The sequence below is a fragment of the Nocardia sp. Marseille-Q1738 genome, assembly GCF_965283145.1.
Genome location: NZ_CBDIMS010000001.1, coordinates 1614142 through 1630878 on the forward strand (window position 1 = coordinate 1614142; position 16737 = coordinate 1630878).

Annotated in this window: 13 protein-coding genes; 4 read left to right on the plus strand and 9 right to left on the minus strand. The window is 68.7% G+C overall.

Annotation, left to right across the window (positions count from 1 at the left end):
• The first annotated feature begins 38 nt into the window (after window positions 1–38).
• The 3 genes from ACWPXK_RS07225 (at window position 39) to ACWPXK_RS07235 (ending at window position 4857) form a co-directional block, all read left to right on the plus strand.
• Complete coding sequence (locus tag ACWPXK_RS07225) at window positions 39–326, plus strand: DUF1330 domain-containing protein (RefSeq protein ID WP_454195185.1); 288 nt, start codon at window positions 39–41, stop codon at window positions 324–326.
• A 125-nt stretch (window positions 327–451) separates the two neighbouring features.
• Window positions 452–4063 (plus strand): transcription-repair coupling factor, encoded by a 3612-nt coding sequence (mfd, locus tag ACWPXK_RS07230; protein ID WP_454195186.1) that lies wholly within the window; start codon window positions 452–454, stop codon window positions 4061–4063.
• 152 nt (window positions 4064–4215) lie between these two features.
• On the plus strand, window positions 4216–4857 hold the full coding sequence (locus ACWPXK_RS07235) for a MazG family protein (protein WP_454195476.1): 642 nt from the start codon (window positions 4216–4218) through the stop codon (window positions 4855–4857).
• A gap of 95 nt (window positions 4858–4952) precedes the next feature.
• Here ACWPXK_RS07235 and ACWPXK_RS07240 read toward each other — a convergent pair whose 3' ends face one another.
• The 5 genes from ACWPXK_RS07240 to ACWPXK_RS07260 form a co-directional block, all read right to left on the minus strand.
• Complete coding sequence (locus ACWPXK_RS07240) at window positions 4953–6575, minus strand: FAD-dependent monooxygenase (protein ID WP_454195187.1); 1623 nt, start codon at window positions 6573–6575, stop codon at window positions 4953–4955.
• A gap of 362 nt (window positions 6576–6937) precedes the next feature.
• The gene (locus ACWPXK_RS07245) at window positions 6938–7513 is read right to left on the minus strand and encodes a TerD family protein (RefSeq protein ID WP_454195188.1); all 576 of its coding nucleotides are present in this window, start codon (window positions 7511–7513) and stop codon (window positions 6938–6940) included.
• 69 nt (window positions 7514–7582) lie between these two features.
• Window positions 7583–8068, minus strand: a complete 486-nt coding sequence (locus ACWPXK_RS07250; RefSeq protein ID WP_454195189.1) for a hypothetical protein — start codon at window positions 8066–8068, stop codon at window positions 7583–7585.
• A 141-nt stretch (window positions 8069–8209) separates the two neighbouring features.
• Window positions 8210–9178 (minus strand): DUF389 domain-containing protein, encoded by a 969-nt coding sequence (locus ACWPXK_RS07255; RefSeq protein WP_454195190.1) that lies wholly within the window; start codon window positions 9176–9178, stop codon window positions 8210–8212.
• A gap of 233 nt (window positions 9179–9411) precedes the next feature.
• Window positions 9412–9867, minus strand: coding sequence for a flavodoxin domain-containing protein (locus tag ACWPXK_RS07260; RefSeq protein ID WP_454195477.1), 456 nt, complete (start codon window positions 9865–9867; stop codon window positions 9412–9414).
• A 501-nt stretch (window positions 9868–10368) separates the two neighbouring features.
• On the opposite strand from ACWPXK_RS07260, the gene ACWPXK_RS07265 reads away from it, so the two are divergent.
• Window positions 10369–11829 carry a stealth family protein gene (locus ACWPXK_RS07265; protein WP_454195191.1) on the plus strand — a complete coding sequence of 487 codons (1461 nt, stop codon included), beginning with the start codon at window positions 10369–10371 and terminating at the stop codon, window positions 11827–11829.
• Here ACWPXK_RS07265 and ACWPXK_RS07270 read toward each other — a convergent pair.
• The 4 genes from ACWPXK_RS07270 to ACWPXK_RS07285 all read right to left on the minus strand — a co-directional run bounded on the left by ACWPXK_RS07270 (window position 11777) and on the right by ACWPXK_RS07285 (window position 16721).
• Window positions 11777–12766 (minus strand): phosphodiesterase, encoded by a 990-nt coding sequence (locus ACWPXK_RS07270; protein WP_454195192.1) that lies wholly within the window; start codon window positions 12764–12766, stop codon window positions 11777–11779. The two genes, ACWPXK_RS07265 and ACWPXK_RS07270, sit on opposite strands and share 53 nt — an antisense overlap.
• Before the next feature lie 129 nt (window positions 12767–12895).
• The gene (locus ACWPXK_RS07275) at window positions 12896–13987 is read right to left on the minus strand and encodes a glycerol dehydrogenase (RefSeq protein ID WP_454195193.1); all 1092 of its coding nucleotides are present in this window, start codon (window positions 13985–13987) and stop codon (window positions 12896–12898) included.
• Window positions 13988–14095: 108 nt separating this feature from the next.
• Complete coding sequence (locus tag ACWPXK_RS07280; RefSeq protein ID WP_454195194.1) at window positions 14096–15499, minus strand: MATE family efflux transporter; 1404 nt, start codon at window positions 15497–15499, stop codon at window positions 14096–14098.
• A 190-nt stretch (window positions 15500–15689) separates the two neighbouring features.
• Window positions 15690–16721 carry a PLP-dependent cysteine synthase family protein gene (locus tag ACWPXK_RS07285; RefSeq protein ID WP_454195195.1) on the minus strand — a complete coding sequence of 344 codons (1032 nt, stop codon included), beginning with the start codon at window positions 16719–16721 and terminating at the stop codon, window positions 15690–15692.
• Window positions 16722–16737 lie beyond the last annotated feature (16 nt).

Sequence of the window (16737 nt, forward strand, 5' to 3'; positions counted from 1 at the left end):
GGTCGGGTTCGGATCCGCTCGTTCTACTGGAGTCGCGCATGCCCGCTTACGTCATTGTCGAGGCCGAGGTACTGGATGAAGAAGTCGATCTGGAGTACTGGCGGCTGGCGGAGCCGTCGATTCGCCGGTTCGGCGGACGCTACCTCGTCGCTACCGTGCCGGAGGCGGTCGAGGGCGCGTGGCCCGGGCGTGCGGTCGTCCTGGAATTCCCGGACCTCGATCGGGTCCGGGAGTGGTACGACTCGCCCGAGTACCTGGCGGCGCGGGAGGTGCGCAAGTCGGGGGTCGAGGTGCGGATGATCTTCGCCGACGGCGCGCGGGGGTAGATCCGCAGCGGCGAGCACAAAGGGGCCGCGAACACCCAGCGCCGCAGGCGCTGGAAAAACGAACACAGACGCTTACTAGACTCGGTTGGCTGCTCGAACCGCCCGTCTGCGCTCAGGAGTCGACGATGTCCACCCACCGCCCGCCGTTGGCGGGACTGGCCGCCGCGGCCGGTGCCGATACCTCGCTACGGACCGTCGCGGAGCTGATCGGCACCACGTCGGTCGAGTTGGTGGCGCCGTCGGCGGTGCGGCCGTTCGTCGCCGCGACCATCGCGGCGAGCAAACCGCTGGTGGTGGTCACCGCGACGGGGCGCGAGGCCGACGATCTGACCGTCGAGCTGGAGGAGATGCTCGGGCCCGCGGTCGCGCAGTTCCCGTCCTGGGAGACGCTGCCGCACGAGCGGCTCTCGCCCGGCGCGGACACCGTGGGGCGCAGGCTGGAGGTCTTGCGCCGGATCGCGCACCCGGACGATCCCCATTTCCCCGCGCCGCTGCGGGTGGTGGTGACCACCGTGCGGTCGTTGATGCAGCCCATGGCGGGCGGGCTCGGCGATATCGAGCCGATCGTGCTGGGCGTCGGCGTGGAGCTGGACTTCGACGAATTGCTCACGCGCCTGGTGGAATTCGCCTACACACGGGTCGACATGGTGGGCAAGCGCGGTGAGTTCGCGGTGCGCGGCGGCATCCTGGACGTCTTCCCGCCCACCGCTGACCATCCGGTGCGCGTCGAGTTCTGGGGCGACGAGATCACCGAACTGCGACCGTTCGCCGTCGCCGACCAGCGCTCGCTGCCGGACGTCACGGTGGACGTGGTCGTCGCGCCGCCGTGCCGCGAACTGCTGCTCACCGACGCCGTGCGCGAGCGCGCCGCCGAGGTGGCCGTCGCCAACGCGGCCGACGCGGCGCTGGTCGAGATGCTGGAGAAACTGGCGCAGGGCATCCCGGTGGACGGCATGGAGGCGCTGTTGCCGGTGCTACAACCCGGCGACCTGCGCCTGCTGACCGAAGTGCTGCCCGAGGGCACGCACGTGCTGCTGTGCGATCCGGAGAAGATCCGCACCCGCGCGGCCGACCTGGTGCGCACCGGCGAGGAATTCCTGGAGGCATCCTGGACGGCCGCCTCGTTCGGCGGTGCGGCCCCGCTCGGCGGGCACGGTCTCGACCTCGCGGCCTCGGCCTACCGCCCGCTGCCCGAAATCCATGCCAGCGCGGACCGGGAGGGCCTGCCCTGGTGGACGCTGAGCCCGCTCGCGTCCGGCGACTCGTCCGAGGTCGTGCTTCCGGTGCTGCCCGGCCCGGCGGCGCGCGGGTCCGACGAGCTGGTGGCTACCCTCTTCGCCTCGTTGCGCGCACACGTGTCCACCGGCGGCAAGGCGGTTGTGGTCGTCGCTGGTCACGGTACGGCGCAGCGCATTCTCGAACGGCTGGCCGACGCCGATGTCCCCGCCGCCGCGCTGGAGACGGGCGCCGAGCCGAACCAAGGCGTGGTCGGCGTGCTGTGCGGCTCGCTGCACGACGGCTTGGTGTTCGAGAACGCCGGGTTGGTGGTCGTCGCGGAGTCCGACCTCACCGGCAACCGGGTCACCGCGCCAACCGAGGGCAAGCGGATGCCCGCCAAGCGCCGCAACCAGGTCGACCCGCTCGCGCTGAGCGCGGGCGACATGGTGGTGCACGACCAGCACGGCATCGGCAAGTTCGTCGAGATGATCGAGCGCACGGTCGGCGGCGCCCGCCGCGAGTACCTGGTGATCGAATACGCGCCGAGCAAGCGCGGCCAGCCCGGCGACCGGTTGTTCGTCCCGATGGAATCCCTCGACCAGCTCTCCCGCTACGTCGGCGGCGAGATGCCGAGCCTGTCCAAGCTCGGCGGCTCGGACTGGGCAAACACGAAACGCAAGGCGCGCAAGGCCGTTCGTGAGATCGCCGGCGAGCTGGTGCAGCTCTATGCCGCCCGGCAGGCCGCGCCCGGCCACGCGTTCGGGCCGGACACGCCGTGGCAGCAGGAGATGGAGGACGCGTTCGTGTTCACCGAGACCGTCGACCAGATGACCGCCATCGCCGAGGTGAAGGCGGACATGGAGAAGCCGGTCCCGATGGACCGGGTGGTCTGCGGCGACGTCGGCTACGGCAAGACCGAGATCGCCGTGCGCGCGGCGTTCAAGGCCGTGCAGGACGGCAAGCAGGTCGTCGTGCTGGTGCCGACCACGCTGCTCGCGCAACAGCATTTGCAGACCTTCTCCGAGCGGGTTGCAGGCTTCCCGATCACCGTGAAGGGCCTGTCCCGATTCACCGATCCCGCCGAGGCCCGCGCCGTGCTGGAGGGAATGGCCGACGGCAGCGTCGACATCGTGGTCGGCACGCACCGGCTGTTGCAGACCGGTGTGCGCTGGAAGGATCTCGGCCTCGTCGTGGTCGACGAGGAGCAGCGGTTCGGCGTCGAGCACAAGGAGCACATCAAGGCGTTGCGCACCCACGTCGACGTGCTCACCATGTCGGCCACCCCGATTCCGCGCACCCTGGAGATGAGCCTGGCCGGTATCCGCGAGATGTCGACTATCCTCACCCCGCCGGAGGAGCGTCACCCGGTGCTCACCTACGTCGGCGGCTACAACGACAAGCAGGTCACCGCGGCCATCCGCCGCGAGTTGCTGCGCGACGGCCAGGTGTTCTACGTGCACAACCGGGTGTCGTCGATCGACAAGGCGGCCAAGCGGATTCGCGATCTGGTGCCGGAGGCGCGAGTGGTCGTCGCGCACGGCCAGATGAACGAGGACGCGCTGGAGTCCACCGTGCAGGGCTTCTGGCAGCGCGAGTACGACGTGCTGGTGTGCACCACGATCATCGAGACCGGCCTGGACATCTCCAACGCCAACACGCTGATCGTGGAACGCGCCGACGCGCTGGGTCTTTCGCAGCTGCACCAGCTGCGCGGCCGGGTCGGACGCAGCCGCGAGCGCGGCTACGCCTACTTCCTGTACCCGCCGGAGAAGCCGCTCACCGAGACCGCCTACGACCGCCTGGCCACCATCTCGCAGAACTCCGACCTGGGCGCGGGCATGGCGGTCGCGATGAAGGACCTGGAGATCCGCGGCGCGGGCAACGTGCTGGGTGCCGAACAGTCCGGCCATGTCGCGGGTGTCGGCTTCGACCTCTACGTCCGTCTGGTGGGCGAGGCGGTCGAGGCGTACCGCGCCGCGGCCGACGGCAAGCCGATCACCACCGAAGAAGTCAAGGAGGTACGCATCGACCTGCCCGTCGACGCGCACATCCCGCCCGACTACATCGCCAGCGATCGGCTTCGTTTGGAGGCGTACCGCAAATTGGCCGCGGCTCAGGACGATCCGGCTCTGGCACTGGTCGTCGAGGAGCTTGTCGACCGCTACGGCCCGCTGCCGGTGGAGGTCGGCCGCCTGGTCTCGGTCGCCAAGCTGCGGCTGCTCGCCCGCGAGTACGAGGTCACCGAAATCGCGGTCACCGGGGCGACATTGAAGATCTCGCCGCTGCATCTGCCCGATTCCAAGCAGCTACGTCTCAAGCGGCTCTACCCGAGCGCCGGTTACCGCGCCGCGTCCGGGGTGGTGCAGCTACCGCTGCCGCGGGTGGAGGACAGCGTCGGCGCCGAGCGGGTGCGCGACGTCGTGCTGCTCCAGTTCGTGGCGGACCTGCTGCTGGCCTTGGACGGAAAGGCGCAGGGCGCGGTCGACCTCACCGTCGCCGCCGAAATGGCGCCCCGATGAGCTCCGGGGATCGCGACGAATCCGTGCTGCACGCGCGGCACGGCGCGGCGGAGAAGACGAACGGGGGCGATCGTCCCGTGCCGAACGGTGAGTCGGCTCCGCGCACCGACACGGCCGTAGTCGCGGCGGGGCTGGCCGATGCTGTCGAGGTCATGGACCGCCTGTGGCATTTCGGCGGCTGGGAGGTCACCCAGACGCACGACTCCCTGCGCCCGTACCTGCTCGAGGAAACCTACGAACTGCTCGACGCCATCCAGAACGACGACGCCGAGACCATCAAGGAAGAACTCGGCGACCTGCTGCTCCAGGTCCTCTTCCATTCCCGGATCGCCGAGGCCGCAGGCGAATTCACCGTCGACGACGTGGCCGCCGCCCTGGTGGCCAAGCTCGTCAACCGCAGCCCCCACCTCGCCGACTCCGCGATCGATACCGCCGCCTCGGTCGAGGAGAAGATCGCCGCCCAGGAACGCGCCTGGGAAGAACGCAAATCCGCCGAAAAGTCCCGCCGCTCCTGCCTGGACGGCATAGCCATGGCCCAACCCGCCCTGGCGCTGGCGGAAAAGATCATCTCCCGCGCCACCAGAGCGGGCCTGCCACCCGACCTCATTCCCGAATCCCTCCGGGTCGTCCACCTCGGCGGCCCCGAAAGTGCCGAGGAACGCCTCCGCAAAGCAACCCTCGCCTTCGCCGCCGCCATCCGCTCAGCGGAAGACGACGCGGAAAAGCAACGGCACCAGCGCCTTCCGCTTACGGCCGCGGATTGGCGCGAGTTCTGGCCGGAGCGAGGCGAGTAGGCTCGGTGGCCCAGTCTCGGGCGCTCCGGCCGGGCGCGGGGACTACACGAACGGCGGCGACTGTTGCGTTCTCCTGGCGATATTCGGTCGGTCGATCAGGAGGGTCGATCGATGATCGGCGCTGTCGATTCCAGGGGTGTGCCGAACCAGGAGGAGAGTGCTTCTCGCAGCGCCAGCGCGGCGGTGTCGGCCGGTTCGTCGATCGTTGCGGCCCAGGCGATGTGGGCGTCCGGGCGGATCAGTAGGGCGTCGGCTGGCCGGTTATCGGTTTTGGCGGTGCGGATGTCGATCCGATGCTGCCAATCTCGGGCGATCTCGCGGAGGTCTTGGCGGTCGGAGAGGTCGAGCAGGACGGGCCGTGCGGTCTGCATGAGTTCCGCGACGCTGGTGATGCCCTGGTCGGTGTGCAAGGTGAGGTCGGGTGCGAACGTGCCGGCCAAGGCGTGGTGGTAGGAGCCCGGCATCGGATAGCGAATGTCGGTGTGGCCGACCAGGGCACCCATACGGCGCAATGCCGGCTCGTCGGCGACCAGTTCCTGGAAGACTTGCCGAAGCGCTTCGGCGGCCGGGTCGTGTCCGCGCCGCAGTGCCACCTGAGCTCGGGTCTGTAGCTGCGCCCGTGCACCGGCGAAGTGGCGTTCGTCGTGATAAGTGTCCAGCAGGCCGGCCGGTGCCCAGCCGTGGATGTCGGCGCCCAGCTTCCAGGCGAGGTTGACCGTGTCGAGCATGCCGACGTTGAGTGCTGTGCCGGTGGCGGGGAACAGGTGGGCCGCATCGCCGGCCAGCAGGATCCGACCGTCGCGGTATCGTTCGGCCTGCCGATCCTTGAAGGTGTAGCGGGTCAGCCGAGTCGGTTCTCCCAAGGGGAGATCCGCCCCGAGCACGCGGCGAGCACTGTCTGCGAGCTCCGTCAGAGTCAGCGGCTCGTCGTCGTCGTATTCGGTGGACTCGTCTTCGGTGGTTTGGAGGGACAGAACCCCGGAGCCGACCGCGAACGCGAACACACCGCGGTCTGTTCGTGTGAAACCCGCATGGATCCTGCCCAAGCCGGGGACGTCGATGTCGCCGTTGTCGAGCACGGTCACCGAATCGTGCACGGCGACCTGGGCAAGCCGATTGACCTCTGGATATGTCGTGCCGGGGAACGCGATTCCGGCCATGTCGCGGACCCGGCTGCGCCCGCCGTCGCAGCCAACCAGGTATCGGGCCGTCACCCGGTACGGTCCATCCGGCCCGCGCACGTCCGCGGTCACCGTGGCATCGTCCTGGCTCACCCCGACCACCTCGTGTCCGCGACGGATGTCGGCGCCGAGTTCGCGAGCGCGTTCGTCGAGCAGTCGCTCGATTTCCAGTTGCGGGAGCGGCAACGCCCGCATCGGGGGATCTGCCAGGTGTGTGAAGTCCAAATACATATTGCCGAACGGAAATCGTGGAGCCACGTTGGGGTTGCTGCTGGCTGCCTCGAATCGGTCCAGCAGACCTCGGTAGCGCAGCAAGTGCAGGATCGCCCCGCCGAGACCGCTGGCCTTCGGGGTGTCTCGGGGCTGCGGATACCGCTCCAGCACCAGCGGTCGCACTCCGGCCAGGCGCAGTTCACCGGCCAGCATCAGCCCGGTCGGGCCGGCGCCCACGATGATGACGTCGGTGTCCATCACTCGCCGTTCCCCTCGGAGTCCTTCGTCGCGTCCCCGCACATCCCGGTCATCGACAACACGCATTTCGGTACTCCCATTTCCGCAGGTTCAGGCTTCAGCCGGACATTCTGCGGCACGCCCCGGGTCTTGCCGCAAGGCCCCCTGTGCGCTATATGTTGAGAGTGGAACGGAGTAGCTGATCCTTTCCCTTGACGCCGAAGGGGGCTCGATCCGAATTGGCGGCGTCTTGTCAGTGGATCTCGGTCGCGTCGTGGCGGTAGATCCAGTCGTAACCGTCGGGCGTTCCGGTTGCAATCGCCGCATGTGCAGGCGGTACCGGTTGTCCTCGGGGCGGCCGGTACCGAACAGACACCGCGCGGGTCTTCCGGAATTCGATGTAGTGCATCGAGCGGAAGACCAGCGCGGCGTCAGGGATTCGAACGCGATCAGATGTTGACGCCGTAATCGCGGGCGATCCCCGCGAGACCCGACGCGTACCCCTGCCCGATGGCGCGGAATTTCCATTCGTTGTTGTGGCGGTACAGCTCGCCGAAGATCATGGCCGTTTCGGTGGAGGCGTCTTCGGTGAGGTCGTAGCGGGCCAGTTCCACGCCGGTGCCGGCGTCGACGACGCGGATGAATGCGTTGCGGATCTGGCCGAAGGACTGGCCGCGTGCGTCGGCGTCGTGGATGGAGACCGGGAAGAAGATATTCGTGATGGTCGGCGGGGTGGCGGTGAGGTCGACGTTGATCACCTCGTCGTCGCCCTCGCCCGCGCCGGTCAGGTTGTCGCCGGTGTGCTCGATGGACCCCTCGGGCGAGCGCAGGTTGTTGTAGAAAATGAAGTGCTGGTCGGACAGCACTTTCAGATTCGGCCCGCACGCGAGCGCACTGGCATCGAGGTCGTAGTCGGCGCCGGTGGTGGTGCGGACGTCCCAGCCGAGGCCCACCGACACCTTCGTGAGATTCGCGGCCTGCTTGGACAGCGAAACATTGCCGCCTTTGGCCAAAGTGACGCTCATGATCCCCTTCCGCGCGGCACGGCCGGTGCCGCGTCCTTTCTTCTTTGCTACCGGAAACGTTGCGCCGGTTCAGTTCTGGTCGTCCACCCAGGATTGCAGTGTGCTCACCCGGCCTTTCAGCGCGCGCAGCTCGCTCTCGTCGTCGAGCACCGTGCGCTGGATGCCCTGCACGATCGCGAAGGCCGACTGACGGTGGTCGTCGATCACGTCGACGTCGATGCGTACGGCCACATAATCTTCGGCGTCGGGCATACTCTCCGCGACCACGTGCGCGGTGCCGCGCGCGCACATCGCCACGTTGCCGCCGCCGAGGACCAGCAGCGCCACCTCCGGCCGCTCGCGCAGCCGGGCCAGCGAGCCGCGGTCGAATTTGAGGCTGATGAGGATCTGCCGATCGCCCGCCCGCACCGGCCAGGACACCGGAATCGCGTGCGGCGCCGGGTCGGTGGTCACCAGCACGCCGATCGTCTCCAGCGGCCATTCCGGGAGCACGTCCAGCTCGGGATGATCTGCCGAGTTGTATTGACGTTGGGCGGGGCTCGCTCCGGCTGCCATCTTCGTCACCTCATGCATAGTCGAGCGCGGCGGGCTGTACCGCGCTTGCTAGCAGTCTAAGGCGCTGGGCCCGTTGTCCGCTGGCGCTGCGCCCTTTGTCCGGACTGCTCTCAGGTGACTATCAGACCGCGACCAGGGTGACTACAGCATCCGGCGTGGATGGTTCATCGCCTTGGCGCGGCGCACCGACACCCGCGACCACACCGCCTGCTGTACCGCCAAGGTGGCCCAGCCCGCCAGTGCCATCCCGCACAGGTTCACCATGAGTTGCAGAGTGCTGCCCCAGATCGCCGACCCGACACCGAAGGCGGCGCCGAGCGCGATATTGCCCGCGGCGGGCACGGTGGTCACCGAGATGAAAACACCGGCCATTCCCCCGGCCTTGGCCGAGGTCAGCGCGAGCACTCCGGCGGCGGCCGCGATGACGGCGACGATGAACGACCACTTGTCGGGGGTGTAGATGAAGGCTGTCCCCGGGCGCGGACCGGTGACGTCGTCGACGGTGATCCAGCCCAGTGCGCGCCCGATCAAGGCGAGGACGAAGGTGATGGCGATGGCCGTGGCGAAACCGAGCAGCAGCGTGCGCACGGCGAGGCCGAACAACACGAATCGGCGACGGACCAAGGCCACTCCGAGCGCGGCGATGGCCCCGAATTCCGGACCGAGGACCATCGCCCCGATGACCAGAATCTGCGAATCCAGCACGATCGCGATCGCGGCGATCACCGTGGCGAAGGTCATGAAGCTGAGATAGGTCCAGTTCAGCTCGGTTTCCTCATACGAGCGCTGCGCGACATCGGCCCAGATCACGGAGTCCGCACTGCTGCCAGGCGTGCGGACCTCGGCAGCGAATCCACTGCGCGACAGCCAGGTACGCACCGGCTCGATCTCGATGCTGCCCGCATGGTGCAGGCCGATCGCGCGCAACCGCTGAATGACGTCGTTCGCCGCCTCCCGCGCCACGTCGGCCAGCACCACGTCACCGCTGGGCCGAAGGGAGGCGCCGCGCATCACCGCGAGGCCACTGACGGCATCCTCCTGTTCCAGGATTCGGATCACGCCATCGGTCATCTCGGCCGGAGCCAGCATCCGCAGGTGCAACACCCCCATAGTGTGCCGCGCTCCACCGCATATCTCGCCGCGACCCGGCGCAACACTCTCGGGGCCGCGGACAAAGCACCCGTGCGAGGTCTTGCCGTTGGCACGTAAAGGTGCTGCGCCACTTGTGCGCTAGCGCTGCGGCCCCTTTGCCGGGGCTGCTCTCAGATGACAATCACGACGGGTCCTGCGCGACGCTCAGCCGGGTCGGGCGGGGCGAAGATCAGCCGGGCCCTGGGCGATGATCAGGCCGAGACCAACGCGGGGATGTCGAGCGTGGCGGCCCACTGCTGCGCCATGTCCTCGACCCGGATCTCCGTCGACGCGTCGTGCCGGGCGTGCTCGCCGACCTGGGTGGCGCCGCATGCGATGAGCTTTTCGGCGATGATCTCGCCGCCACGGTTGAAGGTGTCGCCGTACACGGTGTCGCCGAGCCCGAACACGGCGAACCGCAGGCCGGTCAGTTCCGGCGCGTGACGGTCGAGCGCGTCGGCGAAGGGCTCCGCACCGGTCGGCAGATCGCCATCGCCGTAGGTCGAGCACACGATGACGTGGAAGTCACGCACGTCAACGTCATCGATGTCGAAGTCCGTCATGTCGTGCACCGAGACGTCGTGCGCTCCGGAGAGCTCCGCGGCGATGCTGTCCGCGGCGGACTCCGCGGTCCCCATCTCGGTTCCGAACAAAATGACGACGCGCACCAGCACTGCCCCTTCCTTCATCGATACAGTGAGGCTATCCTAACTATCCAGCTCGCGATGTGCTACGGCCTGGCGCGATGGCGCTGCTCAGAGGCGGCGGGCTGGCGAACTGCACCGATTGACGGAATGTCATCCGCGATGCATCATTCGTAACGGTGCCCGTTGTTTTCTGGGCAAACCACTTTCCTGCCGGCCAATGACCGTCCGGCTCGGCGGCTGCCACGCGTGCCCTTCGGCCTCGCCGCGCACGAGTGCAGCGCTTCCAACCATGACGCTTCGGCGTCCGGCCGTGAGTGAGGTGAAACGAAATGATCTACCAGTCGTCCGTATACCGGGTGATCAATTCGTACCCGCGCCTCGGCACCCTTCCCCATTTCTGAATTCACCGCGCCGAGCGCGGTCATCGCGCGCGCCGATGCCACGGCATCGGCGGATTCACCGCTCGGCGCGGCGCCCCGGATGCAATCGGAAGCCGGTGGATGGACGGATGTGGAGAGAGTCATGGTGGACAGGGGAGTGAATGCGGGGGCGGTAGAAGTGGTGACGCGACCGATGGCGGGCAATCTCGCCGTGTCGGCCGCGGTGATCGAGGATCTGGGCTACCTGCGCGAGGAGTTGGCGGCGGCGGAGGTGCCGTTTCTGCTCGTGCGCGACAGCGGACACCGGCTGGTGCTCGCGGCCGACGCGGCGCAGCGCATGATGGTGCGCCGGGTGACGGCCGCGGCGGTCGCGGCGGGATTCTCCTGTGTGGAATTGCGGCAGCACGTGTTCCGGCTCGGGCGTGACCGCGACCCGGCCCATCACGTCGATCTGGAACTGTGGGAGTACCACGGCGACACGGTGACCTGCCCGCGCCCGAACGCGCTCACCCGGACGGTCTTCGACCTTGCCGACGTCGAGCGCACGCAGGTGCGGCTGTTCGACCGGACCTGGCCGACCCTGGTGGACATGTTCGCGCCGCAGTCCACCGACGTCGATTTCGACATCGATCTGGTGTTCTCCTGGGTGGACGGCTCCGATCCGGAATTCCGCGCGCGCCGCGCCGGAATGCTCGCCCAGGTCGCGGTCGGCGAGGGCGACGACGCGGATGCCCGCATCCGGCAGATCGACGAGCTCCGGTACGCGCTGCGATCGGTGCAAAAGAACGCGCCATGGATCCGCAGAATCTTCATCGCCACCGACTCCGCGGCGCCGCGGTGGCTGTCCGCGCACCCGAAGGTGACGGTGGTGCGGGCGGTGGACCATTTCCGCGACACCAGCGGCTTGCCGGTCTTCAACTCACACGCGGTGGAATGCCAGTTGCAGCACATCGAAGGGCTCAGCGAGCACTTCCTGTACTCCAACGACGACATGTTCTTCGCGCGGCCGGTGCGCCCGTCGATGTTCTTCACCCCCGCCGGGGTGAGCCGGTTCATCGAGGCGGAGACCAGGATCGGTCCGGGGCGCAACAACGAGCGGCGCAGCGGTTTCGAGAATGCCGCGCGGGTGAACCGAGCGTTGCTCGCCGACCGTTTCGGCCATGTCATCACGCGGCATCTCGAGCACACGCCGGTGCCGCTGCGGCGCAGTGTGCTGCTGGAGATGGAAGAGGAGTTCGCCGCCGATTTCGCGCGCACGAGCGGGAGCCGTTTCCGGGCGGCTACCGACATCTCGGTCACCAATTCGCTGTACCACTACTACGCGCTGCTGACCGGTCGGGCTGTCCCGCAGGAATCGGCGAAGGTGTGCTACGTCGACACGACGAGCTACAGCGGCCTGACCTTGCTGGCCGGGTTGGCGCGAAACCGCGACGTCGACTTCTTCTGCCTCAACGACGGCAGTTTCCCCGAGGTCGCCGAGGCCGAGCGGGTGCGGATCGTGTCGGAGTTCCTCGCCGACTACTTCCCTGAGCCCGCGCCGTGGGAGCGGCTCAGCGCACCGTCTCGTCATCCGATTCCGGAGTCGACGCCTGGCGCCGCATGACGTGCGGGATGCGCGCGGCGGGCGGGATCACGATGCCCTCCTCCGCCAGCCGCCGCTGCGCCTCCTCAGGCGTCGCCGCGGCGCCGACGGTGGTTCCGCGCTCAATGGGGACCACCGAGTGCACCACGGTGTCCGGATAGATGTGCACGTAGTTGAAGGCCTGCGCGCCGTCCCGTCCGCGCAGGCCGCCTTGCGCGACGCCGAGATCCTGGCTGTAGCAGGTCGCCGACGCCACCGAGACCGGGATGCCCGCGAAGGTCGCGCTGGTGGAGAAGTGCAGATGGCCCGCGAGAATGGCGCGCACGTCGCTGCCGTCGAGCACGTCGGCCAGCCTGCGCTGATCGCGCAGCTCCACGGTGACGGCCAGATCGATCACGCACGGCACGGGCGGGTGGTGCATGGCCAGGATGGTGCCGAAGGGAGCGGGTTCGGCCAGCACACCGCGCAGCCAGTCCAGCTGATCGTCGGAGATCTCGCCGTAGTGGTGGCCGGGCACCGAGGTGTCCAGGGCGATGATGCGCAAGCCGTCGATCAGGTGGACGCGGTCCAGCGGGGAGGTGGTGGCGCGTTCGCCGAGTAGCCGGGCGCGCAGCGCGGCGCGGTCGTCGTGGTTGCCGGTGACCCACACGATGGGTGCCTGCAAACTTCTGGCAAACGGCTCGACAATGGACTTGAGCTTGCTATATGCCGCGGGTTCGCCGCGATCGGTGAGGTCTCCGGTGAACACGATCGCGGTCGGATGGATCCGGCTGGCCGCGGCCTGCTCCAGTAGTTGCCGCAGCCGCAGGTCGGGGTCGACATCGCCGTACAGGGGGTCGTCGCCCGCGATGAGGTGGGTGTCGCTGAAGTGGAACAACACGTGATCCGGACGCGGGTGCTCCGCGACTCTTGTGATGGGCACCGGACCGAAAATCCCTCCTGGCGGTTTGCCCGCCATTGGCTTGGCTCCGCCGCCAGAATAGCGTCGGTTACGAACAGGTTTCCCGACGGCTGGTGACGGCATGCTTGCGGGAAGGTGAGGGTTCGGTGTCGAACGCAGGGGAAATGGCCGGTGCAGTGGCGTTGGTCACGCCTGGCCGATGGCGTCCGCGGTGCGCAGCGCGTCGACCACCATCGCGGCGTCGACGGTGAACGGCTCGTTGTGGATCGTTTCGCCCGGGGCGGTGGCCCGAGCCGCGATGGACGACAGCGTCTCGTGATCGGCGTCGGGTAGACCCAGCGCGGCGAGGGTGGTCGGCAGCCCGACCTCGGTGCAGAAGTCGAGGACCGTCTCGACCTCGGACGTCGGCGCGCCTTCGAGCACCAGCTGGGTGAGCGTGCCGAAGGCGACCTTCTCCCCGTGCAGGAACGGGTGCGTCCCCGCGGCGGCGGTGAGGCCGTTGTGCACCGCGTGGGCGGCGGCCAGCCCCGACGATTCGAAACCGAGCCCGGACAGCAGCGTGTTCGCCTCGACGATGCGCTCCAGCGCCGGTGTGACGCTGTGCCGGCGGACCGCCGTCAGCGCCTGCGCCCCGTCGGCGAGGAGGGTGCGATAGCAGAGCTCCGCGAGCGCGGTGGCGCTGCGCGTGGACGCTCCGCCACGCATGTTGCGCACCTGCGCCGCACTGCACGTGCGCGCCTCGAACCAGGTGGCCAAAGCGTCACCCATGCCGGCGGCGAGCAGCCGGGCCGGGGCCTGCGCGATGACCGAGGTGTCCACGAGCACCAGCGCCGGATTGCGCCGGACCAGCTGATAGGCCTCGAATTCGCCGGACTCGGTGTAGATCACCGACAGGGCGCTGCACGGCGCGTCGCTGGAAGCGGTGGTGGGGCAGCTGATCATCGGCAGCTCGAGATCGTCGGCGACCGCGCGCGCCGCGTCAAGCACCTTGCCGCCGCCCGCGCCCAAAACGACTGTGCTGCCGGACTCTTCGACGGCGTGGGCGATCTCGGCGATCTCCGCCCTGCTGCATTCACCGCCGGACAGGTGGATCGAATAGGCGATCTTCGCGTCGGTGAGCGACCGTTCCCACGTCGTGGCGAGCAGCCGAAAAGCGCTGCCCCCCGACACGATCAGCACCGGACCGCCGATTCCGAGACGGGTCATCTCCGCGCCGAGCGCCGCCGTGGCGTCCCGTCCCTGCACATAGTGCCCCGGCGAGGAGAACACGCTCAGCATCCGACACCTCCCGATCCCGGACCACGAACCATCCCGAACGTGCACACCCGGGCAGCCCGACCGACGACCTCTCCAACGCTACGCGACCCACGCGGGCCACGGAGGCGATCAGCTCGGTGCGCTGAGGGTTTCCGGGACCAGGCGGGTGCGGTCGCGTTCCTGCTCGTCGAGCAGGGCGAAGTAGCGGCGGAGCATGAGGATCGCGGTAGTGGCCAGGCCCGCGGTGAGGCCCCACCAGACCCCTGCGGCCCCGAGCCCGAGCGGGAACGCGAGCAAAAGGGCGACAGGCAGGCCGACGCCCCAGTAGCCGATCAGGGAGAGGCGGAAGCCCGCGTTGGTCGCCTTGAGGCCGCGCAGCAGTCCGGTGCCGATGTTCTGGGCGGCGTCGAAGAACTGCAGCACGATGCCGATCAGCAGCAGAGTGTGCGCGATCCGGATGGTGTCGGCGTCGGAGGAGTCCAGGAAGGGGAGCAGCACCAGATCCGGAGCGAGTACGTACACCGCGCCCGTCACGGCCGCGACCACCGCCGCATGCCGCAGCGCGAGCCAGGCCAGCGCGCGGGCGTGGCTGTGCTCGTCGCGGGCGACGGCGTGGCTGACCAGGATCGACGCACCGTGCGACAGGCCGATCGCGACCTGGAACACGATGTAGATGATCTGGTAGACGACGTTGTGCGCGGCCAGCGCCGCGGGCCCGATGCTGCCCATGACCAGGGCCAGCACCGAGAACATGCCCGCCTCGGAGCCGTAGGTGAGCGCGATCGGCGTGCCCAGCTTCAGCTCCGCCTTGACCGTCGCCGGGCGCACCGGCAGCGGGCTCATCGGCAGGGTGCTGCCGAGCCGGTCGTCGCGCCACACCATCACCCAGAACACACCGAAGGTGATCAGGAAGACCAGCGATGTGGCGACGCCGATGCCGGTGAGTCCCAGCGCGGGCAGCCCGGCCTTGCCGTGGATGAAGCCGATGGCCAGCAGCAGGTTCAGCACCACCGATCCGAGCGTCACCAGCAGTAGCGCCTGCGGCCGCTGCATGCCGACGGTGTACTGGCGCAGCACCTGGAACCACAGACAGGGCAACAAGCCCGGCGCGAGTGCGACCATCAGCGGACGGGCATCGGCGAGCACCCCCGGGTCCTGCCCGAGCCAGGGCAGCAGCCAGCCGAGCCCGATCAGCACCGCGCCGCCGACGAGTCCGGCGACCGTGGCGATCAGGAAGCTGGACCGCAGCAGGTCCCGGATCTCCGGATCCGGCGAGTCGCCGCGCTTGCCCGCGGCACTCACCGCCGTGGCGATCTGGTTGCCGCTGGCGGTGATCAACCCGACGCACATGGTGCGGATCTGGTTGAACAGCACGATCGCCAGGCCGCCCGCGGCCACCTGCCGCACGCCGAGCGTGCCCATCAGCGCGATATTGGTGGTCGACACCGCGATCTGCGCCAGCTGGGTCAGCGCGATGGGCGTCGCCAGCGCGGTCAACCGCCGGCCGTCACCGCGGAAGCTCGACAGGTTCACCGGCCCTCCCTCAGGGACGACGGAAGCGCCGCACTCATCGCCGCGCGCGGATGGGGCGGCCAGCTGGTCTCGCGCACGCTGGAGGACGCGGGCGCGATGCGAACCCGGGTCGAGCACACCGTGGTCGGTGCGGGGTTCGTCGTTGCGTGCAGAAGCCGGGATGTGCGGGCTGACCACTGCCCGCCGGGCATCACCGCGCCTCCACGAGGGTGCGGCGGGTGGCGGGCGTGTACCGCCGCAGCATGTCCCGCACCTCGCGCTCGGTGTCGGTGCTCAGCAGGTTCCGTTCGTTCATCCACTCGTCGTCGAAGACGGTGTCCAGGTACTTTTCCCCGCCGTCGCACACGATGGTGACCACGGTGGAGCCGGGCGGGAACTCCTCCAGACGGGTGAGCGCGGCGTGCACCGACCCGCCCGCGGAGCCGCCGATCATCAAGCCGAGTTCGGCCGCCACCGCGCGGGCGGTCGCGAACGCGGCCACATCGGAGACCTTCACGCCCTCGTCGAGCAGCGAATAGTCCACGGCGGTGCCGATGGTTGCGCCCGGCGGGGTGCCGGTGCCGGACTGCCAGTACGGACCACCCGGCCCGCCGAAGGCGATCGAACCGACCGGCTCGACGCCGATCACGTGCGGGACACAGCCGAGCTGGCGCAGGCGGGTCGCGGTGCCGAACAGCGAACCTCCGGTGCCCACCGCCGACAGCAGGATGTCTACCCGCTCGACGTCCTCGAGCAGCTCCTCGGCCACCGCGTAGTAGCCGACCGCGTTGGCGTCGTTGTTGTGTTGCTCGGTGAAGTACGCGCCGTCGCGTTCGGCCGCCATCGCCTCGGCGAGATCCTCCCGCGCCGAGGTGGCCAGATTGTCGTCGCCCTCGTCGGCGACGAACACCAGTTCCGCGCCCATCGCTCGCATCGCCCGCAGTTTGTCCTTACATGCGTGGTGGTCGACCACCGCGGTGAAGCGATACCCACGTTCGGCAGCCACCACCGCGAGGCCGAGCCCGGTGTTCCCGGACGTGGATTCGATGATATGCCCGCCACTGCTCAGCAAACCCCGTCGCTCGGCGTCGAGCACCATTTCGCGCGCCATTCTGATCTTGGCCGCGCCCGTCGGGTTGAACTGCTCGAGTTTCAGCAGTAAGCGGGTGCCCGTCGCGGTGGCCGCGAGCTCGAACAGCGGCGTGCGGCCGATCAGATCCGTCACACGCGTGACGAGCGGCATTGATTTCTCCTCGTTC